Raw genomic sequence first — 26,576 nt, 5'->3', positions numbered from 1 at the left:
ACCCCCGAGGCGAGTCCGACTGCAATTGCTACTACTGCCAGTTTCGTGGCTACTTTGTTGATCTTCAAGAGAATTCCTTTCGGTAGAGGGGTGATTGTCGTTTTTGAGAACGCTAGAGGGAATCTATACGTAAAACGCCAGGTGGAATTCTCTAGCGTTCTCAAAAAGGACAAACGGGCAATGTTTGGTACGTGATCCTCGATTATTGCAATGAGATTGGCGCTCAATCCTGCATTTCCATAGACAAAGTCCTCATACTGTGAAGCAAAGGGGCCTTTTGTCTATGGAAATGCAGGTTCGGGTGTTGCGGATAGGCTGCAGTCGGTTAAACGGCTTGAGTGGCAAAACTAAAACCTCCTCCCACCAAGAATTTTGCTGGTAGGAGGAGGTTTTTAAAAGTGTCCCCGACAGGATTCGAACCTGCGACCTTTGGTACCGGAAACCAATGCTCTATCCACTGAGCTACGGAGACGCGCTGAATACAACGGATGTAATTCTAACCCATAATGCTCAAAAATACGAAGACGCCCCCTATGAACGGAGTCAAAGGGGGCGTGACGTGGGGGGTTATGGAGACTAATCCACAACCACGCAAATGAGGGTACGAGGACCGTGCACACCTTCAACACGGTTCAACTCGATGTCTGATGTGGCGGAAGGGCCGGAGATCATCGTGTTGGGGCGTGTGTGATCAAGCTGTGCAACCATCTCTGGAACGCCATAGACTACGTTGTCCATGCGGACGATGCAGACGTGGCAATCAGGCACGAGAGTCAGCGCGCGGCGACCACAAACCTCGTTGGAGACCAGACAAATGGTACCGGTTTGAGCGGAGCTCACGTGGGAGTCAGTGACCACAGCGTCGACGTCGTTAAGCAGGCGGGGATCGCTTGCATGATCGTCGGCTACAGCTTTGCCCTCAAAGTCTGCGAACAGTGCAGCATCGAGGCCCTCTGCGTAACGGATCTCTTTGGCTCCACGGGAATTCAGGACCTCTGCGATGCTGTCAGCTAGCTCAGCGTCAGTGGTCTGAACAACCTGTGCCTTGTAGTCCAGGAGGCGATCAATAAGCAGCTCTTTGAGCTCTTCGCGGGGGAGCTCGGTCTTAGTGATGTATTCACGGACTACTGGATAGGCACCCTCGGGAACACCAGCAAGTTTGTTGGCGTTGCGGATGCGCTCGAGGATCTCAGTTTTGGCATCCATGGTTAGTTCTCCTTCTTCTGGTTAGCAGCAGGATCGTTGGGGCGGATGCCTTCGTTGCGGGCGTCGGCAAGCAACTGTTGTGCTTCCTCGGAATCGAACCACTGGCGGAAGGACTTCTTTGGTGGAACAGCGGTGTCGCGAACATCAGTCCAACCGGCCAAGAAGCTTGGCAGGTGGGTAATCTTGCCTTTGGAACCACCAAGGATGCGGCCCATAAAGACCATGCGGGTGATCATGTTCCAGACCTTTGCATTGCCCCATGCGAGCTGCATGCTGCCCATGAGGGCCTTCTCGATCTTTGGAGCATCGGTTTCGACCTTCTTGTGGCGAAGCTCCAGCAGGATATCCGTGAATGGAATCTTGACGGGGCAGACCTCGTTGCATCGACCGCAAAGGGAAGATGCGTAAGGGAGATAGGCGTTTGGATCGTGCTTATCTTTCATGCCGGTCATCTGAGGCGACAGGATTGCTCCGATGGGGCCTGGGTAGGTCGAACCATAGGCATGGCCACCGGCACGTTCGTAGACCGGGCAAACGTTGAGACATGCAGAACAACGGATGCACTTGAGGGCTTCGCGGCCGAGTTCGTCAGCAAGAACTGCGGTTCGTCCGTTATCGACAAGGACGATGTGGAAGTTCTTCGGGCCGTCGCCTTCGGTGACGCCGGACCACGTGGAGACATAAGGTGCCTGGCGCTCGCCGGTGGAGGAACGGGGGAGAAGCTGCAAGAAGACCTCAAGATCCTGGAAAGCGGGGAGGATCTTCTCGATGCCCATGACCGAGATCAGGGTCTCCGGGAGGGTCAAGCACATACGGCCATTGCCCTCGGACTCCATGATGGTGACGGTTCCGGTTTCTGCAATGCCAAAGTTGGCGCCAGAAATAGCAACCTTTGCCTTCATGAACTGCTCGCGCAGGAAGGAGCGCGATGCCTCTGCGAGCTCAGCAGGCTCAGAAGAAAGCGAATCGTCAGTGTTGGGCATCTCGCGGATGAAGATGTCGCGAATCTCCGCACGGTTACGGTGAATAGCCGGAACCAGGATGTGAGATGGCTTGTCCTTACCCAGCTGAACGATGAGCTCTGCAAGGTCGGTCTCGCGTGCGGAGATGCCGGCCTCGCGGAGACGAGAGTTGAGGCCAATTTCCATGGTTGCCATGGACTTGATCTTGACCACGTTATTCTCGCCGGTCTCCTGGACCAGCTTGGTTACGATGTTTCCGGCCTCTTCAGCGTCGCGCGCCCAGTGGACGTGTCCACCGCGTGCAGTGACAGCCTCTTCAAACTGAACCAGGAGCTCGTCGAGACGCTGTCCCACGTCGCGCTTGATTCCGGAACCTGCTTCACGAACAGCTTCCCAATCGGGCATTTCTGCGGTGACGTTGAGGCGCTTACCACGAATTGTGGTGGTTGCCTTGGTTAGATTGCGACGCTGGGTTGCGTTGTAAAGCTCATGGTGCGCGGCATGAACAAAGTTCTCGTCGCCACGAAGTTGGCTAATTTCCGATGCGCGAGGTGGCATCGTGGGGGTTCCAAGTGAGACGCTCACAGCATTACCTCTCGGGAGTAGGCGGCGGAATCGGGAGTCCAAGGGTGCTCCTTGGTGGAGGCTAGGATCTCTGCGATATGGATGGCACGGATACCCACGTGCTTGCGGGACAGGTTTCCGGCGATGTTCATCAAGCAGGAAGAGTCGCCACCGGTGATGTACTCAGCACCAGTGATCTCGATGTTGCGGGTCTTGTCGGAGACCATTGCAGCCGAAGTCTCGGCATTCTTCAGGGAGAAGGTGCCACCGAATCCACAGCATTCTTCCTTGTTAGGAAGCTCCACAAGCTCCATACCTGCCACCTTGGAAAGTAGGCGGTAGGGGCGGTCGCCGAGCTTGATAAAGCGTAGGCCGTGGCAAGAAGGGTGGTACGTGACCTTGTGGGGGAAGAATGCTCCGACGTCTTCCACGCCGGCAACATCGATGAGGAATTCTGGAAGGTCGAGGGACTTCTTAGCTGCGTCACGTGCGCCAGCTGCCAAAGTTTTATCGCCGTACCTATCCGCGATGTGCTCATGCTGCTCGCGGACTGCGCCGACGCATGAACCTGAAGGTGCGACGACGTAGTCAATGGAGGGATCGGTGAACGCATCCACATAATTGCGGATCAGTGGGATGGCTTCTTTTTGATAGCCGGTGTTGACGTGCATCTGGCCGCAGCAGGTCTGATCCTTAGGAAAGACGACCTCATAGCCAAGTCGGGACAATACGAGTGCAGTTGCTTTGGATGCGTCGGGGAACATGGCGTCGCCGATACAAGTGGAAAAGAGCGCTACTCTCACGGTAATTGCTCCTTGCTTCGAGGGAAACGTGGCAGTTTGTTGTGGCGTTCCAAATAATCGGAAGCGTTACGCGCCACTGGACATAATAAATACTAGCGGGTGTATCGCTGAAATAACATCTGAATAACCCCGGACTACCAGCGCTTATTAACGAAACGTTAGTGTTATTAAAATGCGGGGAAATGGGGGATGAATTGGGGTGTGGTGCATATATGCGCACTGAGGGGCGTTTTGTCACAAAATGTGGTGAAAAATACAGCAGAAAAAGTGTGGTGATAAATACACAGAAGCGGTGGTTGAAAATCAACCAAATGTGTGACCTACTGCAAAAAGAACTTAAATTATGAGTTGATAGCTATTTCATCGCAGAATAGTAGTGACCCAAGTCCCTCGAGATGGGAGAAGCAACTAGTGTTTTCACCTGTAACGGATGCTGTAGGCGGAAGCCTTGGCCTCTCGGCGCTCTGCGCCATATTGCCGCTCATTGGCTTCTTTGTGTTCCTGATGGTGCTCAAATGGAAGGCTCACTGGTCTGCGCTTGCGAGCGTGGTAGTAGCCCTTCTGGTTGGCATCATCTTTTTTCATATGCCAGCCAACCTTGCGGTACTCGCCTTTTCACAAGGCGTAGCGTTTGGTATTTTCCCGATCGTATACATCATTTGGATGGCCGTATGGGTCTATGACCTCACGGTTATTTCAGGACGTTTCGACGATCTTCGTACGATCTTTGCCAAGATCGGCCGAGGCGACATGCGCGTTCAGGCAATGTTGATTGGCTTCGCCTTCGGCGGTCTCCTAGAGGCCCTCGCCGGATTCGGTGCCCCCATTGCTATCGTTGCGGCAATGCTTCTGGCTATTGGCCTTAAGCCGATCAAAGCCGTTCTGGTTACGTTCGTGGCAAACTGTGCCCCCGTCGCCTTCGGTGCTATGGCTATTCCGGTGACCACGGGTGGTCTTCTTACTCAGATCCCAGGTGAGCAGGTGGCTGCGATGGCTGGCCGCCAGGTTTCTTTGATTGCCCTGGTTGTGCCGTTTATTTTGGCACTGATCATGGACGGCACACGAGGCGTGCGCCAGACATGGCCAATGGCACTTTTGCTGGGCGTGGCTTTCGGTGGTGGACAGTTCCTCGGGTCCAATTACTTCTCTTATGTGCTCACCGACGTCGTTGCTTGCCTTCTTTCCCTCACATGTGGCGTTCTGTTCCTCCGTGTGTGGAAGCCAACTACCCCCGAAGATCAGGCATCGTCCATCAACGCTGATGAGCTCCACCTGACAACGGAGCGGACCGTTTTGGCACTGTTCCCGTACCTTCTCATCGTCTTTGTCTTCTCCTTCACCAGCCTCTGGAAGATCGGCGTCAACATTCCTGCAGCTTTGAAGTCCACGGATATGAAGATCCAGTGGCCAGCGCTGCACGGTCACATCGTTAATGCTGCAGGCGAGCCAGTTAATAACACCATCTTCAACTTCAACTGGCTGTCCACCCCGGGCACGATCATGTTCTTCTGTGGCCTGATCACAGTCGGCGTTTACACCGCATTCTCGCGTGGTGGAAAGTACCCAATGAACTTTGCTACAGGTCTGGCTCAGCTTGGCAAGGGCGCATACAAGATGCGTTACTCTGCGCTGACCATCGCAGCGGTGATGGGCTTGGCATACACCATGAATATGTCCGGTCAGACTGCTTCCATCGGCGCTTTCTTGGCAGCAACCGGATCGGTATTCCCGCTGCTATCTCCGTTGTTGGGTTGGATCGGAACGTGGGTTACTGGTTCCGCTACTTCTGCAAACGCTCTGTTCGCTCAGATGCAGGCCACCACGGCCTCCCAGGTGGGCGTGAGCCCGACGCTCTTGGTGGGTGCCAATACCGCTGGTGCAACGCTGGGTAAGATGATGAGCCCGCAGACCCTGACCATTGCCGCTGGCGCTGTTCAGATGGAAAACGGCGAGCGCAAGATTATGGCTCAGGCATGGAAGTATTCCCTTGGTTTGCTGGTGTACTTGTGCATCATCATTTACTTGCAGTCCACCCCAGTTCTCGGATGGATGGTTGTGGGCTAAACTGCTAACCCATGACACCAGCGGATCTTTCACACCTCATTAAGCGCACTGCTACCACCATCCTTGAATCACGTGGCCTCGATGCCTCGGTTCTGCCTGAGACGGTGGTTGTGGAGCGCCCGCGTAACCCCGAACATGGGGACTATGCCACAAATGTCGCCCTTCAGGTGGCTAAAAAGGTGGGAATGAATCCGCGCGAGCTTGGGCAGTTGCTTGCCGACGTCCTAGCTCTTGATGAAGCCGTCGATGTGGCCGGTATTGCCGGCCCTGGCTTTATCAATATTCGCCTTGCTGCTGCGGCCCAGGGGGAGATCGTTGCTAAGATTCTCGCCGCAGGTGAGGCATTTGGTCATTCAGACCTCTATGCGGGGACTCGCGTAAACCTAGAATTCGTTTCCGCAAATCCGACGGGCCCAATTCATCTAGGCGGTACCCGCTGGGCAGCCGTTGGAGATTCCCTAGGCCGTGTCTTGGAGGCTTCAGGTGCTGACGTCACGCGGGAGTATTACTTCAACGATCATGGGCGCCAGATCGACCGATTCACCAATTCGCTCGTCGCTGCGGCAAAGGGGGAGCCTACACCAGAAGACGGCTATGGCGGAGACTACATCCATGACATAGCAAAAGCTGTGGTTGCAGCGCATCCCGATGTTCTTTCTCAGGAACCAGCAGAGATGGCGGAGACGTTCCGTGCTGCTGGCGTAGAAATGATGTTTGGTCATATCAAGGAATCACTCCATGAATTTGGCACGGACTTTGATGTCTTTTTCCATGAAAACTCATTGTTCGAGTCGGGTGCCGTGGATAAAGCGATCGAACGTCTTAAGGAAAACGGAAATCTCTATTTCCAAGACGGAGCATGGTGGCTGAAGTCTTCTGATTACGGCGACGACAAAGATCGCGTTGTGATTAAGTCAGACGGCGACGCAGCCTATATCGCTGGTGACATTGCATACGTGGCCGACAAAATCGAGCGCGGGCATGACCTGTGCATCTACATGCTTGGCGCGGATCATCATGGGTATATCTCTCGGTTACGTGCTGCTGCCGCAGCGCTGGGCTATGAGCCCAGCAGCGTAGAGGTCCTTATCGGTCAAATGGTGAACTTGGTCCGCGATGGGCAAGCAGTGCGTATGTCCAAGCGTGCTGGCACCGTAATCACCTTGGACGATTTGGTGGAGGCCATCGGCATTGATGGTGCCCGCTACTCCATGATTCGGTCATCGGTGGACTCTAGCCTTGATATCGACCTTGCTCTGTGGGAATCACAGAGCAGCGACAACCCCGTTTACTATGTCCAATACGGGCATGCGCGTCTGTGCTCGATCGCTAGGAAGGCTGGCGATCTGGGGATAACCGCCCTTGACCCTGACCTTGCATTGCTAACCCATGATCGCGAAGGCGATCTGATACGCACGCTGGGAGAATTCCCTGCAGTGGTCAAGGCTGCGGCTGAACTGCGCGAGCCACACCGCGTCGCGCGCTATGCAGAGGAATTGGCTGGGACCTTCCACCGCTTCTACGACTCATGCCAGATTCTGCCTAAGGCTGGCGAAAGTGCGCAGCCTATTCACACCGCGCGTCTTGCCTTGGCTAATGCCACCCGCCAGGTTCTTGCTAATGCCTTGGGATTGGTCGGTGTTACAGCGCCGGAGCGTATGTAGCCGTGGAGAGCTTTAACGCACTGCCATCGCATGTATGGCCTAAAGGCGCGCGTCGAGAAGCTAATGGAGAAGTCTCAGTTGCAGGAGTGTCTCTCTCCGACGTAGCTGAGCAGTACGGGACTCCGGTTTTTGTTGTAGGCGAAGACGATTTCCGCAACCGCTGCCGGGACATGGCCGCGGCCTTTGGTGGGGCCGAGAAAGTCCACTATGCATCTAAGGCGTTTTTGACTCGTCGGATTGCTAAGTGGGTGGAAGAAGAAGGCCTCAACCTTGACATTGCGTCTCTAGGGGAATTTCAGGTTGCGCTAAGCGCTCATTTTCCTCCTGAACGCATAACAGCTCATGGCAACAATAAGAGCGAGGAATTTCTTCGCCTCTTGGTAGCTAACCGGGTCGGGCACATCGTGATTGACTCGATGACTGAGCTAGAGCGTTTGGAAAAAGTCGCGGCTGAGGCAGGCGTTACTCAGCCGGTGATGGTTCGCGTGAAGCCCGGCATTGAGGCTCATACACATGAGTTTATTGCTACGAGTCATGAGGATCAGAAGTTTGGATTCTCTTTGGCTTCCGGATCGGCGTATGCGGCGGCAAAGCGTGTTATTGAATCTGACCCCTTGTACCTGATTGGCCTGCATTGTCATGTGGGTTCGCAAGTTTTTGATGCCCAAGGTTTCAGCTTGGCAGCCCAGCGTGTGCTGACGCTGTATTCAAAGATTCATTCAGAACTCGGTATCGACTTAGAACAACTAGATCTAGGCGGCGGCTACGGCATTGCTTACACCGAAGATGAGACCCCTCTGGACGTTACCTCTGTGGCCCAAGATTTGTTGGGGGCAGTGGATGAGGTAGCTCGCACCTTAGGCATTGATGCCCCCGAAGTGCTCGTGGAGCCTGGGCGGGCCATCGCAGGGTCGTCCACCGTGACGGTGTATTCCGTGGGAACTGTGAAGGACGTCCACGTGACGGATGAACAGCTGCGGAGATATATCGCCGTGGACGGTGGCATGAGCGATAATATTCGCCCTGCGCTGTATGAAGCTGAGTACGACGTGCGGGTGATCAACCGCAACGTTGCAGGGAACCTTGTCCCCAGTCGGGTTGTAGGCTCGCATTGTGAGGCGGGGGACATTCTGATCAACGATCGGGAACTTCCAAGCGGAATTGCTGAGGGGGATCTCATAGCTTTGGCGGCTACTGGAGCTTATTGTTTTGCAATGAGCAGCAGGTACAACATGATGGGGCGGCCGGCAGTAGTGAGCGTTAGAGCAGGTGAATCTCGCCTAATGGTTCGCCGTGAGACCATCGAGGATCTACTTGCTTTGGACGAGGGCTGATAGGAGATCACCGTCGCTACATGGTGGTAGCAATGCAAGAAAAACAGCTGGACATGCTTTTACGTTACAGACTTTTATGGTGAAGACGTTGACGAGAATGTCCAGCTGTTTTCTATCCTTTTAACCGTCTCGATTGCGCTAAAACACTCATAGCGTTCGTTTCCTCAATGTGGGGTCCTGATGTCGGGAGGAAACAGCGCGTGGGTCCCCTGAACGGGAACTCACCGGTAAGGGCGCTGCTACAATGCTTCGAAAGCTAGTGTTCCTACTTTTTGCCCTAAAGGAGTCTCATGTCGACTGAACAGCACATCAGCGCCACGTTCAACCCTGGAAAAGGGGAGGGGGTCCCGGTAGGTATTGCCATTTTGGGCTACGGAACAGTTGGCAGCCAAGTGCTGCGACTTCTCACTGAGAACGCTAGCGACTTCAAGAGCCGTTCTGGGGGACCACTTGAAATCAAGGGTGTGGCTGCATCCAGCAAAGAAAAACACAAGGGCTCCCTGGCCGATGAGCTGGGGGTCCTCACGGATGATGCTCGCTCACTCATCGAGCGTGACGACGTAGACATCGTTGTAGAAGTCATCGGTGGCATTGATTACCCGCGTGAGCTGATCCTCAAAGCCTTGCGCTCTGGAAAATCGGTCGTCACCGCCAACAAAGCGCTGGTAGCTGCACATTCCGCTGAACTTGCACAAGCTGCTGATGAGGCAGGCGTTGACCTCTACTTTGAGGCCGCCGTAGCTGCAGCGATCCCGGTAGTCGGGCCTCTGCGTCGTTCTCTGGCCGGCGATCAGGTGCAATCCGTTGCCGGAATCGTTAATGGCACGACTAACTTTATCCTGGATGCGATGGATTCTACCGGCGCCTCCTATGACGATATGCTCGCTGAAGCCACGCGTCTGGGGTACGCAGAAGCCGACCCAACTGCCGATGTTGAAGGCCATGACGCTGCAAGTAAAGCAGCAATTCTGGCTTCCCTAGCATTCCACACCCGGGTTACCTCGGATGACGTGCACTGCGAGGGCATCTCTAAGATCACTGCGAAAGACATAGAGGCGGCGAAACAGGCCGGTCACACTATCAAACTCTTGGCTATCTGTGAGCGACTCCAAGGAGAAAACGGCGAAGAAAAAGTGTCTGCCCGTGTCCACCCAACCTTGGTTCCTCGAAGCCACCCGTTGGCAAGCGTGAGCAAGTCCTTCAACGCCGTATTCGTTGAAGCTGAGGCAGCAGGGCGTTTGATGCTCTATGGAAATGGTGCAGGCGGTAACCCCACTGCGTCGGCAGTGCTCGGCGATATTGTAGGCGCTGCTCGTAACAAGGTGTTCGGGGGACGCGCTCCAGGCGAGTCAACGTATGCAAACCTTCCGATTGCAAGCTTTGGCGAAGTCCTCACGCGCTTCCATATCGATATGGAAGTCGAAGACCGCGTTGGCGTCCTTGCGGACCTCGCGCAGATTTTTGCAAGCAATGGGATCTCACTTAGTACGATCCGGCAGGAAGAAAAAGACGGACACGCACGGCTTATTGTGGTCACTCACACGGCCCTTGAGGCGGACCTGGAAAAAACCGTTGACAATATCAAGAATTCCGATGCTGTTAAGCAGATCAGCAGCGTGATTCGTTTGGTGGGGGAGTAATCATCACTCATGAGTATTGAGCTTGAAGTAGGTAAAAAGGTCTCAGTCACCGTCCCAGCATCCTCGGCCAACCTAGGCCCCGGCTTTGACACACTAGGTCTTGCGGTGTCGTTGTATGACACAGTCGAGGTAGAAGTTGTTGCCTCAGGCCTTAGCGTGGAAGTCTTTGGCGAGGGCCAGGGAGACCTGCCATTAGACGGTTCTCACCTCGTAGTGAAAGCACTGCGTGCTGGGCTTAAAGCGGCGGATGCGCACGCCCCAGGGTTGAAAGTGGTGTGCCATAATTCCATACCGCAGTCTCGTGGTTTGGGATCTTCCGCAGCCGCTGCAGTAGCTGGTGTATGCGCTGCTAATGGTTTAGCCGGTTTTCCTTTAAGTAATGAGCAAGTGGTACAGCTGTCGTCTGCTTTTGAAGGGCACCCAGATAACGCAGCGGCGTCTGTTCTGGGGCAGGCTGTAGTCTCATGGACTGAGATTCCGGTGGATGGCAGGACAGAGCCGCAATATAGGGCGGTTACTATTCCCGTTGCCGAGTCGATTATGGCGACTGCGCTAGTGCCAAACTTTCATGCATCCACAGAGGCTGTCCGTCGCGTCCTTCCTACGGACGTGACTCACGTGGACGCACGATTCAACGTGTCCAGGTGCGCGGTGATGACCGTTGCTCTGCAGCATCACCCGGAACTCCTGTGGGAGGGAACACGCGACCGGTTGCATCAGCCATATCGCGCCGACGTATTGCCCGTAACCGCAGAGTGGGTGAATCGGTTGCGTAATAGGGGATACGCTGCGTACCTTTCGGGCGCGGGCCCGACCGTGATGGTGCTATCTACAGAACCGATCGATGAGTCAGTGCTTAACAACGCCCGCGAGGCCGGCTTGCGGGTGCTCCCGCTAGAGGTTGCTCCGCCGGTGTCTGTCACTGTTTCCTAGCGGCGCGGTGCTTGGTGCCGTTATTGATCTTAACGGCACAGTAGGTGGGATCCTGGTCTGGTTCGAGGCTGACGTCGAGGTCCGTATTGAGGACTAAAGCTTGGAGCATTCCGTCGTGAACGGCGCAGAGAAAGCTGATGGGTTTTTCATTGCCCGTGATAAAGGGGCATGAGTAAAGGCGTAGCTCGTCTTCATGTTCAATAGGGTCAAAACCCATGAGGCGGAGACGTCGAGCGAGGATCGCAGGGGTTTTTCGCGGATGGCAGGTCTTGTGCATGACCTGCCCCCATTCAAGACCTATTTCCCTGGCTGTTTCCAAGGATGCGTTGTCGTCTGCGAGACGCTGCGCGAGAATTCTAATGAGCGTCACGTATTCCGAGGCCACGGCCCTATTGTCTGGAATCCTGGATCGGTATACCAGCGAGGGGCGGCCCCTGCCCTTACTAGGAGCGGGGACGGTTTGTATCGCCTTGCGCTCTAAAAGCTCATCTAAGTGACCACGGGCAGTATTGATATGCATGCCAAGGGTTGCGGCGAGTTCTTAGATTTTTGCGCCGTCTTCAAAACTTGCGACGGTGTCTAACACTTCACGTTGTCTTTGACTAAGGCTTAGGGCCTCGGGAAAGAGTTCCGTAGTAGGGCGGGGCGCTCGCTGGCTCATGGATTGTCCTCATCTAACAAACCTTGACACAAATGGAAATAACGCATCCTAACTGAGAATGCTCTTGGTGCGTGGTTTGTAACGTCTATTTCTAGCATAAAAGACGTCTTGTATCACTTCAGTCTCCCACTATGATTTATATCGCTTGACTATTAGGGTTGAAGAGCAACAATTGGCGCGGCTGGGTGTTACGCCCCCTGGCCGCGATGCAGCGACGTAATGCGGCCTTTGGTTAGGTTACTGCGGGGAATCATCACCGGAATGGCCGGGGCCGAGCAGCGAGATGATCTCATAATCTCCGTCGGCAACATGCTTTCTCAGGTCGATCTTGTCAAACTTGCCCACAGAGGTTTTATCGATGGAATCGACAAAAGCCCAGTACTCCGGGATCATCCAATTGGGGAAGGTATCGCGAAGCCGTGATCGGAGGCGCTCGGCTGTTTTGTGATTGCGGGGAATATCTGGGGAGACCACGGTAACTGCGAGGGGGCGTTCGCCCCACTTGGGATCCGGATAGCCGATTACGGCGGCTTCGACCACGACTGTTGCCGCCATGATCTCATTTTCGAGCATTGCGGAATAGATCCATTCGCCGCCTGATCGAATGACATCCCTGGCTCTATCGTGGATGGTGAGGAAGCCGTCTCGGGTTACGGAGCCCACATCGCCGGTGCGCAACCAACCATCGGAGGTAAATTGCCCGGGAGCGTCTTCAACGTGATGGTCCCGAAACATCGAAGCGGGACCCGTGCCCTCTTCCGAATGTGAATGGTAGTAGCGGGTTGTGACCCAGTTTCCACGCACCTGGATTTCTCCCTGATTTCGGTCGGTGGCGCTCATAACCTCGCCATCGTTGACAACGCGGTATTCCAAGGATGTGGGGAAACGACCCTGGCTGATTCGATAACTCCGTCGAGTTTCACCGGAAACACCCGACGGTGGACGTGCGACTGTGCCTATGGCGAGCGTCTCTGTCATGCCCCAGACATGAACGACGTCAACGCCGTAGCGCTCTTCCCAGAGTTTGATCAGGATAGGAGGCACCGCAGAACCTCCAACGTAGATCTCTTGTAGGCTCATGCGCTCGGGGGAATGGCGCATGTAGTGCACCATGAGTTGAATCCACAGGGTTGGTACTCCGTGGGCGACCCGGGGAAGTGCTGTGGCAATAATCTTTGCCAGGGAGGGTCCAGATACATCTGCGCCAGGGAAGACCAATGGTGTTCCAGACATGAAGGCGGCGACGGGAACACACCAGCTTAAAATGTGATAGAGCGGTACGCAGCAGAGAAACGATTGTCCGTGAGTAACTGCTAAAGAATCTGTAGTTCGCAGGTTCATACACTGCAGGTAGAGGGCGCGGTGGGAATAGACAACGCCCTTGGGGGCTCCGGTGGTTCCGGTGGAATAGCAGATGGCAACCGCATTATTTTCTTCGATGACGGGCCAATCATAAATTGTGCTTCGGCCGTCTAGGAGGGCCTCGTAGGAGTAGCACGTGATGGTATCGGGAATAAAGCGTGCTGCAGCGGCAATGTCATCGCGGCCGATAAAAATTACGGATCGGACTGAGGGGCAGCCTTCATCCAAAATAGTGCCCAGCTGCTTTGCTAACCGCTGATCTGCGACAATCACGTGATCTTCCGCGTGGTTGATGATGTGACGGATTTGATCGTTCATCAATTGCTTGTTTAACGGATTAAACACGGCTCCCATGCAGCCCACGGCAAAGAGTGTTTCTAGATGCTCCGAGCAGTTATACATCATTGATGCTACGCGTTGGTCAGCGGTGATGCCCAGCTCATCGCGGAGGGCATGGGCGAGGGCCGCGGCGCGGGCTGCAATCTCAGCAAAGGTGGTCTCTTGCATAGCGTCGCCCTCAAAAGTGGACACTTTAGTTTCGGCATGGATCTGTGACCCATAGGTGAGGATCTGTGCAAGGTTGAGCGGAATAGGCTGCATCGTACTGAGCATGACTTACACCATAGTTGCGAAAATTGCCTCAAGTTCACCTCACACGCATTTATGCGTTAGACTGCGTTACGAGCTTCACAATAATTTTTGTACTGACCGCGTTTCGCCGAGTAATAACCCGAGACGCAGTGTTCAGTTCCCGCTTTAGAAGTTCACCACCGAATTGCTGTCAAGGCCGCGCCGGCGCGGGACGATACATCCTCGCATGTGTGCGTTCTTAACGCATTTGGTAGGGATTCTCGGGCACCTACGCCATCAGTACCTGAATCCAGTTAATTCCACAGCATGCTTTCCAGTGGTGGTTACTTGGTTGAATATTTTCCCGGTGACCTCTTTTCCCTCTGGTAAAGGCGATGAAAGGACATCTGTGACAACAACAGATAACGGCGCACAGCGTAATCTTGCTGCATTGCGTCTGCCCGAGCTGCGCAAGATTGCCGCTGAAATGGGTCTAAAAGGCACCTCTGCACTGCGCAAAGGCGACCTTATTGCCGCGATTAGCGGTGCGCAGGGGGGAAAGGCTGCACAGGGTGGACGTAGCGCCGCTCCTGCAGCAAAGCACAATACCCAAGCAAAGGCTACGCCCAAGGTGGAGAAGGATTCTGCACCTGTAGAAAGTTCAGCCCCAGAGGCCGCTAAGACCCAACAGGAAAAGGCTGATCAGGCTCCCGCCAAGGAGTCAAAGTCACGCCGTCGTCGGGTGCTGAAGACCGCGGGAACCGCCGAGGCAACAAATGATGCGGTCTCCCACGAGTCCAGTACACAGGAATCTGCGCCCGTGGAAGAAGAGAAGCCGCGTCGTCGTCGCGCGACTCGTCGTGTAGAAACTCCTTCAGAGAAGCACGGCTCTGCAGAAAGCTCCTCACGTGACAAAGCGGATACGCCCGTTGAATCTAACGATGGGGCAGCGGAAGCTGTTGGACATGGCGATGCCGATGATGAGAATCGCTATGAATCGCGCTCGGCTGCTCGACGTGCTCGTCGTAACCGTGCTCGTCGGGAACACCGCGAGGATCGACAGGTTTCTCAGCGAGAAGACAATCGTGCTGAGAACGATCAGGCTTCCCACGACGGGGAACAACGTAAAGAAGCACCCGCGGATAACGTGAAGACAGAGGAGCGTCGAGAAGCTTCTGAGCATCAGGCTGCAGATCAGCAGCAGACTCGGGAATCTCGTGAGGGCTCTGAAAACGAGCATCCTCGTCAGCGTAACGGTCGCCATCATGAGCGCGGCGACCGAGGTGATCGCAATGATCGTAACCGTCGGAATCGCCGTAACCGACGTGGTCGTGACCGCGATGATAACCGGGAGAACACCAGCGTCGAGCCTCGTGAAGACGAAGTTTTGCAGAACATCGCCGGCATTCTCGACATCGTGGACAGCAATGTCGCTTTCGTTCGTACGTCGGGCTACCATGCTGGTCCCGCAGACGTCTACGTAAACAACCAGATGATTCGTCGCTTGGGCCTACGCGCCGGCGATGCCATCATTGGCCAGGTTCGGATGAATGGCGATAACAGCCATGGTGGACATCATGGACACAACCGCGGGCGCAATCGTCAAAAGTACAATCCGTTGGTTCGCGTTGAATCCGTCAACGGCATGTCTATAGAGGAAGCTAAGGCTCGTCCGGACTTCTCTAAGCTCACTCCGCTGTACCCGAACCAGCGACTGCGCTTGGAAACCGAACCAAAGATCCTTACCACTCGTGTGATCGACTTGATCATGCCTATTGGTAAAGGCCAGCGTGCACTTATCGTGTCCCCGCCGAAAGCCGGTAAGACTACGATTTTGCAGAACATCGCCAACGCTATTGCCACAAATAACCCTGAGTGCTACTTGATGGTGGTGCTTGTCGACGAGCGCCCCGAGGAAGTCACCGATATGCAGCGCTCCGTCAAGGGTGAGGTTATTGCCTCCACCTTCGATCGCCCGCCAAGCGAACACACCGCTGTGGCTGAGCTGGCAATTGAGCGCGCTAAGCGACTCGTAGAACAAGGACAAGACGTTGTGGTGCTTCTCGACTCCATCACACGCCTTGGCCGTGCTTACAACAACTCTTCTCCTGCTTCAGGCCGTATCCTGTCTGGTGGTGTGGACTCGAATGCCCTCTATCCGCCAAAGCGTTTCCTAGGCGCAGCTCGTAACATCGAAAATGGTGGCTCTTTGACTATCATCGCCACTGCGATGGTAGAAACTGGCTCCGCAGGCGATACCGTGATCTTCGAGGAATTCAAGGGAACCGGTAACGCAGAGCTCAAGCTGGATCGCAAGATCTCCGAGCATCGCGTATTCCCAGCAGTGGACGTTAACCCGTCAGGAACTCGTAAAGATGAACTTCTTCTGGTGCCTGAGGAAGCTCGCATCATGCACAAACTGCGCAGGATTCTCGCGGCCTTGGACAACCAGCAGGCCATTGATCTGCTTATCAAGCAGCTCAAGAAGACCAAATCCAACGGTGAGTTCTTGATGCAGATTGCATCGAGTGCTCCGATGGCTGCAGACGCCGAGGAGGAGTAATGGCCCAGGTATCAGCAGTCGATGACATCGTCTCGGAGTACCAGGGTATTGAAGCTCAGATGGCCGACCCAGAAACCATGGGCGACCAGATGTTGTTCCGGAAATTATCCAAGCGCTATTCCGAGCTGCAGCCGATCATCAACGTGAATAACAAGCTGGTGCAGGCCAGGGATGATCTGGAAGTAGCCAAAGAGATGGCTCACGAGGACCACGAATTCCAAGAAGAGGCAGCTCGCTTGGAATCTGAGGTTGTGGTCCTTGAAGAACAGCTCGCTGACCTTCTGGCACCTCGCGATCCCCATGATGGAGATGACATCGTCATGGAAGTGAAGGCAGGCGCAGGCGGAGAAGAAGCTGCCTTGTTTGCCGGCGAGATTGTGCGCATGTATCAGCGTTATGCTGATAAGCATGGCTTTGCCGTGGAGATTTTGGACTCCTCTGAATCTGATTTAGGAGGTGTCAAGGATATGACTCTGTCTATCCGATCAAAGACGCCTTCTCGTGATGGTGCCTGGAGCGTGTTCAAGTTTGAAGGCGGAGTCCATCGCGTGCAGCGCGTTCCGGTCACTGAGTCTCAAGGCCGCATCCAAACATCTGCCGCAGGTGTGCTGGTGTATCCAGAGCCTGATGAGGTCGCGGAGATTGAGATCGACGATAAAGATTTGCGTATCGACGTCTACCGTTCCTCCGGTAAAGGCGGTCAGGGTGTGAACACGACTGACTCTGCTGTGCGTATTACCCACCTTCCTACTGGCTTGGTTGTTACCTGTCAGAAGGAGCGCTCGCAGATTCAGAACAAGGCACGAGCCATGCAGGTTCTAGCTGCGCGTCTTCAGTCTATGGCTGAAGAGCAAGCAGAGGCAGAAGCTGCTGAGGGACGCGCTGCACAGATTCGCACCATGGATCGCTCCGAGCGCATCCGCACGTATAACTGGCCAGAGAACCGGATTTCCGATCACCGTATCGGATTTAAAGCAAATAACCTTGATTCGGTTCTCAACGGTGAGTTGGATGACCTGTTTACTGCGCTACGTGCAGCAGAACGCGCGGAACGCCTAGAAGTTGAGTAAAATAATTTCGTGTTATTTACTTCTCTGAGAGACGCCGAGGCCACCCTGGAAGCAGCCGGGGTGGCCTCCCCGCGTAACGACGCTCAGATCCTAGCCGCGCATCTTCTACGATGCACTCCCATGGAACTGGGGCTACGCATGCGCGAACCGACCCCGGATCAGTTCGAGGCTCTTGTCGCACGGCGCGCACAGCGCGAACCCTTGCAGCACATCGTAGGAGAAGCATGGTTCGGTCCTCTTACTTTGAAAGTGGGGCCGGGGGTTTTTATCCCACGTCCAGAAACAGAAGTTCTTGCCGACTGGGCGGTGCAGCAACTCGGCGGTGGGGAAACCGTCGTGGACCTGTGTACGGGGTCGGGAGCCCTAGCGGCTTACGTCGCAACGCTTGTTCCTACGGCGAAGGTTACTGCAGTGGAACTTTCTCCTGCTGCGACCCGCTACGCACAGGAAAACCTTCCTACTAACGTGAATCTGGTCATCGGCGATGCAACGGATTCTGATCTGCTGAGGTCGTTGGCCGGGACAGTGGATGTAGTGGTGAGCAACCCTCCGTATGTGCCGGAAACTCCTGACCTTGCTCCCGAGGTTTATCACGATCCTGCAATGGCTGTGTTCTCCGGCGCGGATGGGATGGACACGATCAAACTGTTGATTCCTGTCATCCATGAGCTCTTGGCTCCTAAGGGACGAGTGGGGATAGAGCATGATGATGCAACGTCTCTAGCCGTGCTCCAAGAATTCCATAAACACGGAGGATTTTGCGAGATTGCCGTTTTGGAGGACCTGACGGGTCGAAAACGATTTGTTACGGCGAGTAAGCTTCCTTAAAAGAACGGTTGTGCCCGAAACTGCGGAAGAGATTATTTATCTCTACGCCGTAAGACGAAAGAAAAATATATCGTGAGCAGAATTTATGACTGCAGTGACGCAAGTATTCGTAACGCTGCACTCAAAGTAGCAAGTGATGCCGTCAAAGACGGTCGCCTTGTTGTCATGCCAACGGACACTCTTTACGGCATCGGTTGCGATGCGTTTGACAATAATGCGGTGGCAAAGCTTCTTGCTACTAAGCATCGTGGTCCCGATATGCCCGTGCCGGTGCTCGTGGGAAGTTGGGACACAGCTCGTGGGCTTGTCCACTCCTACTCAGAGCAGATGCGAACACTCATAGAGGCGTTCTGGCCAGGTGCCTTGAGCATTGTGGTTGCTCAAGCACCGAGCCTGCAATGGAACCTGGGGGACACCCGTGGCACAGTAATGCTGCGCATGCCACTTCATCCTGTTGCTATTGAGCTACTGCGAGAAACCGGTCCGATGGCTGTATCCTCGGCAAATATTTCGGGGCAGAAGCCACCGGCTACAGCATTAGCCGCTCAGGAGCAGCTTGGCGATGCCGTGAGTGCGTATCTTGATGGCGGTGCTACACCGGTAGGGACCGCCTCAACGATTATTGATCTTTCTGGTCCTACGCCTCGAATTTTGCGCGAAGGCGCGATCAGCGCTGAACGCATTGCAGAAGTGCTGAACCTCGATGTGGAGACGCTACGCTAAATGGGCGCTGGTGTTGCTGGTGTGCCGATGAGGGAATTGGCGCTTGTCATTTTGGTGGCTGCCGCGCTGACGTACCTCACGACAGGCATCGTTCGTTATTCCATGGTCCGCTCAGGTCGCATGGGAGAAATACGCGAGCGCGATGTTCACACCCAACCGAAGCCTCGGTTGGGCGGCGTGGCAATGTTTACGGGATTTCTAGGGGCAGTATTCCTTGCAGACCAGTTTCCCGCCTTGACTAGAGGATTTCAGCCGATCACTCCGGAGATGAGCGCAGTGATTTGGGCGGGAGTGGTCATTGTCACCGTGGGTATTATCGACGACCTCTACGAGCTTGACGCCATAACCAAACTATTTGGGCAGATCCTCGGATCGATCGTGATGAGCATCCTCGGTCTGACCTGGTCATTGCTTTATGTCCCTTTCGGTGGCGGTACCACCGTCATCCTTGACCAAGTTGCGTCAACCATCGTTACGGTGCTGTTTACGGTTACTCTGATCAACGCCATAAACTTTGTGGATGGACTCGACGGTCTAGCGGCGGGGCTTGGCATGATAGCTGGGCTTTCCATCCTGGTTTTCTCTATGACGGTGCTTCATGATCAAGGGGGCATGGTGTCGGCGTACCCGCCGGCCATCATCGCGGCAGCACTTGTGGGAATGTGCGCTGGCTTTCTTCCTCATAACTTTGAGCCGGCGAGGATTTTTATGGGGGACTCGGGCTCTATGTTGATTGGACTTTTACTTGCGGCGGCGTCCACCTCGGCGAGTGGAAAGATTGATATGAGCCTGTATGGGACTGTGGACGTTATTGCTCTTATGTCTCCGATCATCGTGGTGGCTGCCGCTGTTTTTGTCCCTATGCTCGATCTGGTTATGGCTGTCGTTCGACGGGTACACAAAGGACAGTCTCCTTTTTCGGCGGACAAGATGCATCTGCACCATCGGCTGTTGTCGCTTGGGCACACTCATCGCCGCGTAGTGTTGGTTCTCTACTTATGGGTCTCCGTCGTAGCATTTGGTGCTGTTTCATTTTCTGTGGTGCCACCGATTGCCTCGGTCATTGGAATTGTGATCGCTATGTTCGTAGCTTTCCTAGCCACGCGAGGGCCAGTGCGCCGCGCTAACGAGCTGGGAAAAACTACACAGAAATAAGTCTTAATGGCTAGCAGATCAGGTTTATTGTAGGGTTCTCGGCTGAGGCCAAGCGGGTTTTGTTTCGGCAAGGTGGCCCCACAATGGACTGTAGTTTTCCTAATAGTTAGTGATCTCGATAGGATTTCAACTCGTGACTAACCTGAATCCCAGCCAAAGCACTTCGCCTTACGACGATCACCGGCGCCCATTACTGCGAGCCCTGAAATACGGTTCCGGTGCATTAGTACTCATAACTTTGGTTTCGCTAGCCGCGTGGGGCTGGGCGCGAGATCTTCCCGGTATGTGGGGAGTACTGCTCGGTGCAGCCATTGGCGGCGGTTTTGTGCTACTCACGGCTTTGAGTGTGTTAGCAACGTCAAATACCTCGGCTGCGACTACTGGTGCCATAGTGCTGGGCGGATGGTTGCTGAAGATTGTTGTCCTTATCATTGTGCTTGTAGGCATCCGCAATCTGGAGTTTTATGACAAGTATGCGTTTCTTATCACGCTCGTTCTTGCCTTGGTCGTAGTGCTTGCTTGCGAAGTCTGGGGCGTCATTACCTCAAAGGTGACTTACGTGAGCTAAAGGCTGCGCCCCTCCTTGGGGTACTCCCATAGAACCTTTGCGCGTTTATTTGTGGATTCGGAGCTATGCCGTGGAGAGAAATTTCTATCACGGAATAGCCCCGTTTTTCTCTGTAACCAAACAGTGCCGTGTTTGGTGTGCAGATTTTTGTGGCTTCTCCTCGTCGCGGAGCTCCGGAGGGGCGCTTTTGGGCTGACTCGCTAGGAAGGGGAAAAGGCGAGGAAGTGGCCTTAAAGTTATCCGTTTTTATCTGAACTTGACGGCGCGGAACGTCGTAAAGGCGTGCGGGTGGGGGACAGGGGTAGTACCCCTAAGTATGTACAGTGAGTGACGTCACAATTCCGCGTTTTCCCCGCTTATTGCCTTAATTAAGGTTTCTGGCATCAAGGGGGTGTTCATAGGGCTGGGCTATATGGGAAATTCGGTGAACTGCCTGATAGGGTAATCCGCGGGTTGCTTAAGTTTGCAGTTGTAAGCTTTTAAGCGAGATCCCCTGCGATCGCCATGCTGATGTGCGACGGAGTCCGTGGTGGTCGCAGAGAGTTTTCAGACGTCCATCGCACCGCACACCCGCTTAAGCGGGTAAAATATGCGGCCCGAACGCGGGAGAGAACGCTGAGCGTTACAACATTGGCCATGAAGGGTGAATTCCATGCACCCTCCTTGGATCACGAATTTTTCCCGGATCCCATCTGGTTCGCCGACGTGGCGAACGGCTGGTTCACAATCGACCGTCTGATGTTCGTCCGCCTGCTTATGGCGCTTGTCCTCGTACTATTCTTTGCAGTCGCTATGCGTAACCCGAAGCTGGTTCCTTCTGGTCTCCAGAACTGCGCTGAATATCTTTTGGACTTTGTCCGAATCCATATTGCAGAAGACATTTTGGGCAAGAAGGAAGGCAACCGGTTCCTGCCGGTTATTGCCACCATCTTCTTCATCGTCTTGTTCTGCAACCTTCCTTCGGTCATCCCGTTCCTAAACATTTCGCCAAACGCGCGCATTGGTATGCCGCTTGTCTTGGGACTGTTTGGCTACGTTGCGTTTATTTATGCAGGTGCGAAGCGCTATGGCTTCTTCAAGTACATCAAGTCATCGGTGGTTATTCCTAACCTTCCTCCGGTCTTGCACCTACTTGTCGTGCCTCTCGAGTTTTTCTCGACCTTCGTTCTGCGCCCGGCCACGCTGACCCTGCGTCTTATGGCCAACATGCTCGCAGGACACATCATTTTGGTTCTGTTGTTCTCTGCTACGAACTTCTTCTTCTGGCAGTTGAATGGCTGGACCGCGCTGTCCGCCGTGACACTCGTCGCGGGGATTGCGTTCACGCTGTTCGAGCTTTTGGTGATTTTCCTTCAGGCTTACATCTTTGCCCTGTTGTCCGCCGTGTACCTCGAACTGTCGCTGCACGCCGACGAACACTGACCCCGCAGAACCGCGGATCATCATTCTCGAAATATTGACACTCCGCCCCGTGATTTCCATGGGGCACTTAGAAAGGGAACGAACCTCTCATGAACGAAGCCATACTCGCTGCATCTGACACCGCAGTTTCCGGCTCCATCGCAACCGTTGGTTACGGCCTTGCTACCATCGGCCCGGGCCTCGGCATCGGCATCCTCGTTGGTAAGGCACTCGAGGGCATGGCTCGCCAGCCCGAGATGGCCGGCCAGCTCCGCACCACCATGTTCCTCGGTATCGCTTTCGTTGAGGCTCTTGCCCTCATCGGTCTGGTTGCAGGCTTCATCCTTTAATTCCTCCAACCACCCGACACGAAAGCCGAGATTATGACGAACGTCATTAATTACCTCGCTGAGGCGCAAGGATTGCCGCTGGAGGAATCCCCCAGCGTTCTTTTGCCTGCCAGCTACGACATCGTCTGGTCGCTCGTCGTGCTCGTAATTGTCTCGATCCTATTTAAGAAGCTTGTGCTTCCTAAGTATCGAGAAGTCCTGACCGAGCGTGAGGACCGGATTAAGGGTGGCATTCAGCGTGCAGAGGCTGCACAGGCTGAAGCTAAGGCAGCTCTTGAGAAGTACAATGCTCAACTCGCAGAGGCACGCGCCGAAGCAGCAGAAATCCGCGAAGATGCCCGCGCAAAGGGTAAGCAGATCGAAGCTGACATGAAGGCAAAGGCCACCGAGGAGAGCAACCGCATCATCGAGTCCGGTGAGAAGCAGCTGGCCGCTCAGCGTGAGCAGGTCGTCGAAGAGCTTCGCCGCGAGATGGGCCAGAACTCGATCAGCCTTGCAGAGCGCCTTCTCGGAGACCAACTCTCCGACGATGTGAAGCGTTCTGGCACGATCGACAAGTTCCTGGCTGAACTCGACACCGTGTCTCCGGCAGGGAAGTGAGCACCATGCACGCAGCGAGCCGCGACGCACTAGCACGCGTGATCTCTCACCTAGACGTAGCTCTGTGGGAGGCCAAAGAAAACGCAATCGCTACTGCAGCGCAGACTGGCGCTGAGCTTTTCGACGTCGTAGATGCCTTGGACAACGAGCGCGGATTGCGCATCGCTGTCGCAGATGCATCCACGACTGCCGACCAGCGTACCGGTTTGGTTTCTGCTGTGTTCGCCGGAAAGGTTTCGCCTGCCACCCTCGAAGTGCTGATTTCTGCAGCACGCGAGTCGTGGTCTAACTCCCGCGAATTCCGCGCAGGCTTGATTACCTTGGGTCGCCGGGCACTCCTGAGGTCCGCTGAGGGACAAGGACAGATAGCACAGGTCGAAGACGAGCTCTTCCGCCTGTCTCGGATCCTGGAAAAGGAATCCGAGTTGACGCTGCTTCTTGATGACCGCAGCATCGACCGCACGAGGAAGCGCGAACTGCTGGCGAAGGTGCTGTATGGCAAGGTCACCGCTGTGACTGAGGCCCTTGCACTTCAGGTTATTGGTCGCCGTGAGTCCAACGCCATCGATGACATCAATGCATTGTCCAAGGAAGCGGCTGCATTGCAAGGCCGTTCCGTTGCACATGTTGTCTCTGCTGGCCCGTTGAGCGACGAGCAAAACCAGGCACTGGTACAGAAGCTAGAGCGCATTTATGGTCGTGCGATGAGCATCCACTCTGAGGTTGATCCCAGCCTCCTCGGTGGACTGGTCATCCGAGTCGGCAACGAAGTCATCGATGGATCTACCTCGGGCAAGCTCGAGCGTCTCCGTGCGAGCCTCGTATAGCCAGACACGACGAAACAATTAATTAATAATGCTGGAAGAAACAACCGAGAGCAGGAAGAACATGGCGGAGCTTACGATCTCCTCCGATGAGATCCGTAGCGCGATTGCGAACTACACCTCGAGCTACTCCGCGGAGGCCTCCCGTGAGGAGGTCGGCGTGGTCATTTCCGCAGCTGATGGTATTGCCCAGGTATCTGGTCTGCCTTCAGTCATGGCAAATGAGCTCCTTGAGTTCCCCGGCGGCGTCATTGGCGTCGCGCAGAACCTTGATACTGATCACATCGGTGTTGTGGTTTTGGGTAACTATGAATCCCTTAAAGAAGGCGACGAAGTAAAGCGGACGGGCGAGGTTCTCTCGATCCCTGTCGGCGACAACTTCCTTGGTCGCGTTATCAACCCCCTTGGCCAGCCAATTGATGGACTCGGCGCCATTGAAGCAGAAGAGCAGCGCGTTCTTGAGCTTCAGGCACCTTCTGTGCTGCAGCGTCAGCCAGTTGAGGAGCCGATGCAGACTGGCATCAAGGCTATCGATGCGATGACCCCGATCGGCCGTGGCCAGCGTCAGCTCGTCATTGGCGACCGCAAAACCGGCAAGACTGCCGTGTGCATCGACACAATCCTGAACCAGAAGGCAAACTGGGAGTCCGGCGACAAGACCAAGCAGGTCCGTTGTATTTACGTCGCTATTGGTCAGAAGGGCTCCACCATTGCAGCCGTCCGTAAGACTCTTGAAGAGCAGAGCGCTTTGGAGTACACCACTATCGTGGCTGCTCCGGCTTCTGATTCTGCGGGCTTCAAATGGCTCGCTCCATTCGCAGGTGCCGCTCTAGGCCAGCACTGGATGTACCAGGGCAACCACGTCTTGGTGATCTATGATGATCTGACCAAGCAGGCTGAGGCATACCGCGCAATTTCGTTGCTGCTTCGCCGCCCTCCGGGACGTGAAGCTTACCCAGGCGACGTCTTCTACCTCCACTCCCGTCTCTTGGAGCGTGCTGCAAAGCTTTCCGACGAAATGGGCGCAGGTTCGATGACCGCACTTCCGATCATCGAGACCAAGGCTAACGACGTCTCCGCCTTCATTCCTACCAACGTGATTTCGATTACCGATGGTCAGGTATTCCTTGAGTCCGACCTGTTCAACCAGGGTGTTCGCCCCGCTATTAACGTCGGTGTGTCCGTTTCTCGTGTTGGTGGCGCAGCGCAGACCAAGGGTATGAAGAAGGTTTCTGGCTCTCTTCGTCTTGATCTCGCCGCATACCGCGACCTCGAGGCATTCGCTACCTTCGCATCTGATCTTGATGCTGCCTCCAAGGCACAGCTGGATCGCGGTGCCCGCCTTGTTGAGCTGCTCAAGCAGGCTGAAAATGCTCCGCAGCCGGTTGAACACCAGATCGTCTCCATCTGGCTTGCAGGCAATGGCCACTTCGATAACGTTCCCGTCGAGGATGTCCGTCGCTTCGAGTCCGAGTTGATTGAGTACTTCCACAGCACCACTCCGCAGGTCTTTGAGCAGATTGCGGGCGGTACTCAGCTGTCAGAGGAATCTCAGGCAACCTTGGTTTCCGCAACAGAGACGTTCAAGCGTACGTTCCAGACCACCGCCGGCACGGTCGTGATCAACGAACCTGAGGTTGAGGCTCTGCCTGCAGACCAGGTTAAGAAGAACACGCTGTCGGTCAAGAAGTAAGGCGTAAAGGCCTGAACCATGACCACACAAGGAAAAGAAGGGAGGCGAAAGACCCATGGCTAATCTTCGTGAGCTACGCGACCGAATTCGGTCCGTCAACTCTACTAAGAAGATCACCAAGGCCCAGGAGCTGATCGCAACTTCGCGCATCACCAAAGCCCAAGCACGGGTCGAGGCTTCGCAGCCTTACGCCACCGAGATCCACAAGGTGATGGAACGTCTGGCCGCAGCTAGCTCTTTGGATCACCCGATGCTGCACGAGCATGAAGACGGCAAGCGCGCCGCTGTGCTCGTGATTTCGAGTGACCGCGGCATGGCTGGTGGCTATAACTACAACGTGTTCAAGAAGGCAGCCGAGCTTATCAAGCTGCTTGAAGACAACGGCTACGAAGTAGTTCGCTACGTTACTGGTAACAAAGCTGTCGGTTACTACAAGTTCCGTGGCGAGGACGTCGCAGGCGCATGGACCGGTTTCTCTCAGGATCCGTCCTGGGAAGAAACCCACAGCGTGCGTCGTCACCTCATCGATGGCTTTATTGCCGGATCGAAGGGTACTGCAAAGTACCGCGAGGGCTTGAACACAGGCGAGGGCGATCCTATTCAAGGTTTCGACCAAGTTCACGTGGTGTACACCGAGTTTGAATCCATGCTGGTTCAGACCGCTCGTGCTCATCAGCTGCTCCCGATCGAACCGGCCATTGAGACCGAAGAAATTCAGATCAGCGATGAGGGCATCTTGCAGAATGCAGGAGAACCTACTCCAGACGTTGAATTTGAGCCAGACGCAGACACGCTGTTTGAGGCGATGCTTCCGCAGTACGTTTCTCGTAGCCTGTTTGCTATGTTCCTCGAAGCAGCAGCTGCTGAGTCGGCGTCCCGTCGAAACGCAATGAAGTCTGCAACTGACAACGCAACGGCCCTTGTTAAGGACCTATCGCGTGTTGCTAACCAGGCGCGTCAGGCACAAATCACCCAGGAAATCACAGAGATCGTCGGCGGCGCTAGCGCGCTCGGCGATAGCGGAGAAAGTGACTAGAT

Annotated in this window: 21 protein-coding genes, 1 tRNA gene and 1 pseudogene; 17 read left to right on the top strand and 6 right to left on the bottom strand. The window is 54.8% G+C overall.

The window, feature by feature from the left end:
* Nucleotides 1-399 precede the first annotated feature (399 nt).
* The 4 genes from ET810_RS10165 to ET810_RS10150 all read right to left on the bottom strand — a co-directional run bounded on the left by ET810_RS10165 (nucleotide 400) and on the right by ET810_RS10150 (nucleotide 3,535).
* Nucleotides 400-472, bottom strand: a tRNA-Arg gene (locus ET810_RS10165).
* 104 nt (nucleotides 473-576) lie between these two features.
* Entirely contained in the window at nucleotides 577-1,206 is a 630-nt protein-coding gene (locus ET810_RS10160; RefSeq protein ID WP_014525613.1) for a LutC/YkgG family protein, read from the bottom strand.
* Between the two features lie 2 nt (nucleotides 1,207-1,208).
* A complete protein-coding gene (locus ET810_RS10155; RefSeq protein WP_087453787.1) occupies nucleotides 1,209-2,753 on the bottom strand; it encodes a LutB/LldF family L-lactate oxidation iron-sulfur protein in 1,545 nt (514 codons plus the stop codon).
* Complete coding sequence (locus ET810_RS10150; protein WP_013911259.1) at nucleotides 2,750-3,535, bottom strand: (Fe-S)-binding protein; 786 nt, start codon at nucleotides 3,533-3,535, stop codon at nucleotides 2,750-2,752. The genes ET810_RS10155 and ET810_RS10150 overlap by 4 nt, the downstream gene beginning before the upstream one ends.
* Nucleotides 3,536-3,946: 411 nt before the next feature.
* Here ET810_RS10150 and ET810_RS10145 point away from each other — a divergent pair, with 411 nt between their 5' ends.
* The 5 genes from ET810_RS10145 to thrB all read left to right on the top strand — a co-directional run bounded on the left by ET810_RS10145 (nucleotide 3,947) and on the right by thrB (nucleotide 11,170).
* Nucleotides 3,947-5,599, top strand: coding sequence for an L-lactate permease (locus tag ET810_RS10145; RefSeq protein WP_134316003.1), 1,653 nt, complete (start codon nucleotides 3,947-3,949; stop codon nucleotides 5,597-5,599).
* An 11-nt stretch (nucleotides 5,600-5,610) separates the two neighbouring features.
* Nucleotides 5,611-7,263: an arginine--tRNA ligase gene (gene argS, locus ET810_RS10140; RefSeq protein WP_087453789.1), complete on the top strand. Its 1,653-nt coding sequence runs from the start codon at nucleotides 5,611-5,613 to the stop codon at nucleotides 7,261-7,263.
* Nucleotides 7,264-7,265: 2 nt separating this feature from the next.
* Nucleotides 7,266-8,597: a diaminopimelate decarboxylase gene (lysA, locus tag ET810_RS10135; RefSeq protein WP_087453790.1), complete on the top strand. Its 1,332-nt coding sequence runs from the start codon at nucleotides 7,266-7,268 to the stop codon at nucleotides 8,595-8,597.
* A 290-nt stretch (nucleotides 8,598-8,887) separates the two neighbouring features.
* Entirely contained in the window at nucleotides 8,888-10,237 is a 1,350-nt protein-coding gene (locus ET810_RS10130; protein WP_087453791.1) for a homoserine dehydrogenase, read from the top strand.
* A 9-nt stretch (nucleotides 10,238-10,246) separates the two neighbouring features.
* Nucleotides 10,247-11,170, top strand: a complete 924-nt coding sequence (gene thrB / locus ET810_RS10125; protein ID WP_087453792.1) for a homoserine kinase — start codon at nucleotides 10,247-10,249, stop codon at nucleotides 11,168-11,170.
* Here the strand turns inward: thrB and ET810_RS10120 are convergent.
* Nucleotides 11,157-11,831: pseudogene (locus tag ET810_RS10120) on the bottom strand (helix-turn-helix domain-containing protein). The gene thrB and the pseudogene ET810_RS10120 sit on opposite strands and share 14 nt — an antisense overlap.
* A 237-nt stretch (nucleotides 11,832-12,068) precedes the next feature.
* Nucleotides 12,069-13,805 (bottom strand): long-chain fatty-acid--CoA ligase, encoded by a 1,737-nt coding sequence (locus tag ET810_RS10115; RefSeq protein WP_134316002.1) that lies wholly within the window; start codon nucleotides 13,803-13,805, stop codon nucleotides 12,069-12,071.
* A gap of 445 nt (nucleotides 13,806-14,250) precedes the next feature.
* Here ET810_RS10115 and rho point away from each other — a divergent pair, with 445 nt between their 5' ends.
* From rho to ET810_RS10055, 12 genes are all read left to right on the top strand, one after another.
* Nucleotides 14,251-16,326, top strand: coding sequence for a transcription termination factor Rho (gene rho, locus ET810_RS10110; protein WP_375167319.1), 2,076 nt, complete (start codon nucleotides 14,251-14,253; stop codon nucleotides 16,324-16,326).
* A complete protein-coding gene (gene prfA / locus ET810_RS10105; RefSeq protein ID WP_087453795.1) occupies nucleotides 16,326-17,396 on the top strand; it encodes a peptide chain release factor 1 in 1,071 nt (356 codons plus the stop codon). Before rho ends, prfA begins: the two co-directional genes overlap by 1 nt.
* A 9-nt stretch (nucleotides 17,397-17,405) precedes the next feature.
* Nucleotides 17,406-18,224: a peptide chain release factor N(5)-glutamine methyltransferase gene (prmC, locus tag ET810_RS10100; protein ID WP_087453796.1), complete on the top strand. Its 819-nt coding sequence runs from the start codon at nucleotides 17,406-17,408 to the stop codon at nucleotides 18,222-18,224.
* A gap of 72 nt (nucleotides 18,225-18,296) precedes the next feature.
* Nucleotides 18,297-18,947 carry an L-threonylcarbamoyladenylate synthase gene (locus ET810_RS10095; protein WP_087453797.1) on the top strand — a complete coding sequence of 217 codons (651 nt, stop codon included), beginning with the start codon at nucleotides 18,297-18,299 and terminating at the stop codon, nucleotides 18,945-18,947.
* Nucleotides 18,948-20,102 (top strand): MraY family glycosyltransferase, encoded by a 1,155-nt coding sequence (locus ET810_RS10090; RefSeq protein WP_087453798.1) that lies wholly within the window; start codon nucleotides 18,948-18,950, stop codon nucleotides 20,100-20,102. It abuts the gene before it with no gap.
* Nucleotides 20,103-20,235: 133 nt separating this feature from the next.
* Complete coding sequence (locus tag ET810_RS10085) at nucleotides 20,236-20,670, top strand: Cg1360 family ATP-synthase-associated protein (RefSeq protein ID WP_087453799.1); 435 nt, start codon at nucleotides 20,236-20,238, stop codon at nucleotides 20,668-20,670.
* A 636-nt stretch (nucleotides 20,671-21,306) separates the two neighbouring features.
* Nucleotides 21,307-22,092 carry a F0F1 ATP synthase subunit A gene (gene atpB / locus ET810_RS10080; protein ID WP_087454862.1) on the top strand — a complete coding sequence of 262 codons (786 nt, stop codon included), beginning with the start codon at nucleotides 21,307-21,309 and terminating at the stop codon, nucleotides 22,090-22,092.
* 89 nt (nucleotides 22,093-22,181) lie between these two features.
* Nucleotides 22,182-22,421, top strand: coding sequence for an ATP synthase F0 subunit C (locus tag ET810_RS10075; RefSeq protein WP_013241700.1), 240 nt, complete (start codon nucleotides 22,182-22,184; stop codon nucleotides 22,419-22,421).
* A gap of 33 nt (nucleotides 22,422-22,454) precedes the next feature.
* Nucleotides 22,455-23,021 carry a F0F1 ATP synthase subunit B gene (locus ET810_RS10070; protein WP_013911274.1) on the top strand — a complete coding sequence of 189 codons (567 nt, stop codon included), beginning with the start codon at nucleotides 22,455-22,457 and terminating at the stop codon, nucleotides 23,019-23,021.
* Between the two features lie 5 nt (nucleotides 23,022-23,026).
* Nucleotides 23,027-23,848, top strand: a complete 822-nt coding sequence (locus tag ET810_RS10065) for a F0F1 ATP synthase subunit delta (RefSeq protein WP_087453801.1) — start codon at nucleotides 23,027-23,029, stop codon at nucleotides 23,846-23,848.
* A 61-nt stretch (nucleotides 23,849-23,909) separates the two neighbouring features.
* Nucleotides 23,910-25,538 carry a F0F1 ATP synthase subunit alpha gene (atpA, locus tag ET810_RS10060; protein WP_134316001.1) on the top strand — a complete coding sequence of 543 codons (1,629 nt, stop codon included), beginning with the start codon at nucleotides 23,910-23,912 and terminating at the stop codon, nucleotides 25,536-25,538.
* 55 nt (nucleotides 25,539-25,593) lie between these two features.
* A complete protein-coding gene (locus ET810_RS10055; protein WP_087453803.1) occupies nucleotides 25,594-26,574 on the top strand; it encodes a F0F1 ATP synthase subunit gamma in 981 nt (326 codons plus the stop codon).
* Nucleotides 26,575-26,576: the final 2 nt, after the last annotated feature.

The sequence above is a fragment of the Corynebacterium silvaticum genome (assembly GCF_004382825.2).
In the GTDB taxonomy this organism is placed as follows: Bacteria; Actinomycetota; Actinomycetes; order Mycobacteriales; family Mycobacteriaceae; genus Corynebacterium; species Corynebacterium silvaticum.
This window is presented reverse-complemented; position numbering and strand designations above follow the sequence as displayed.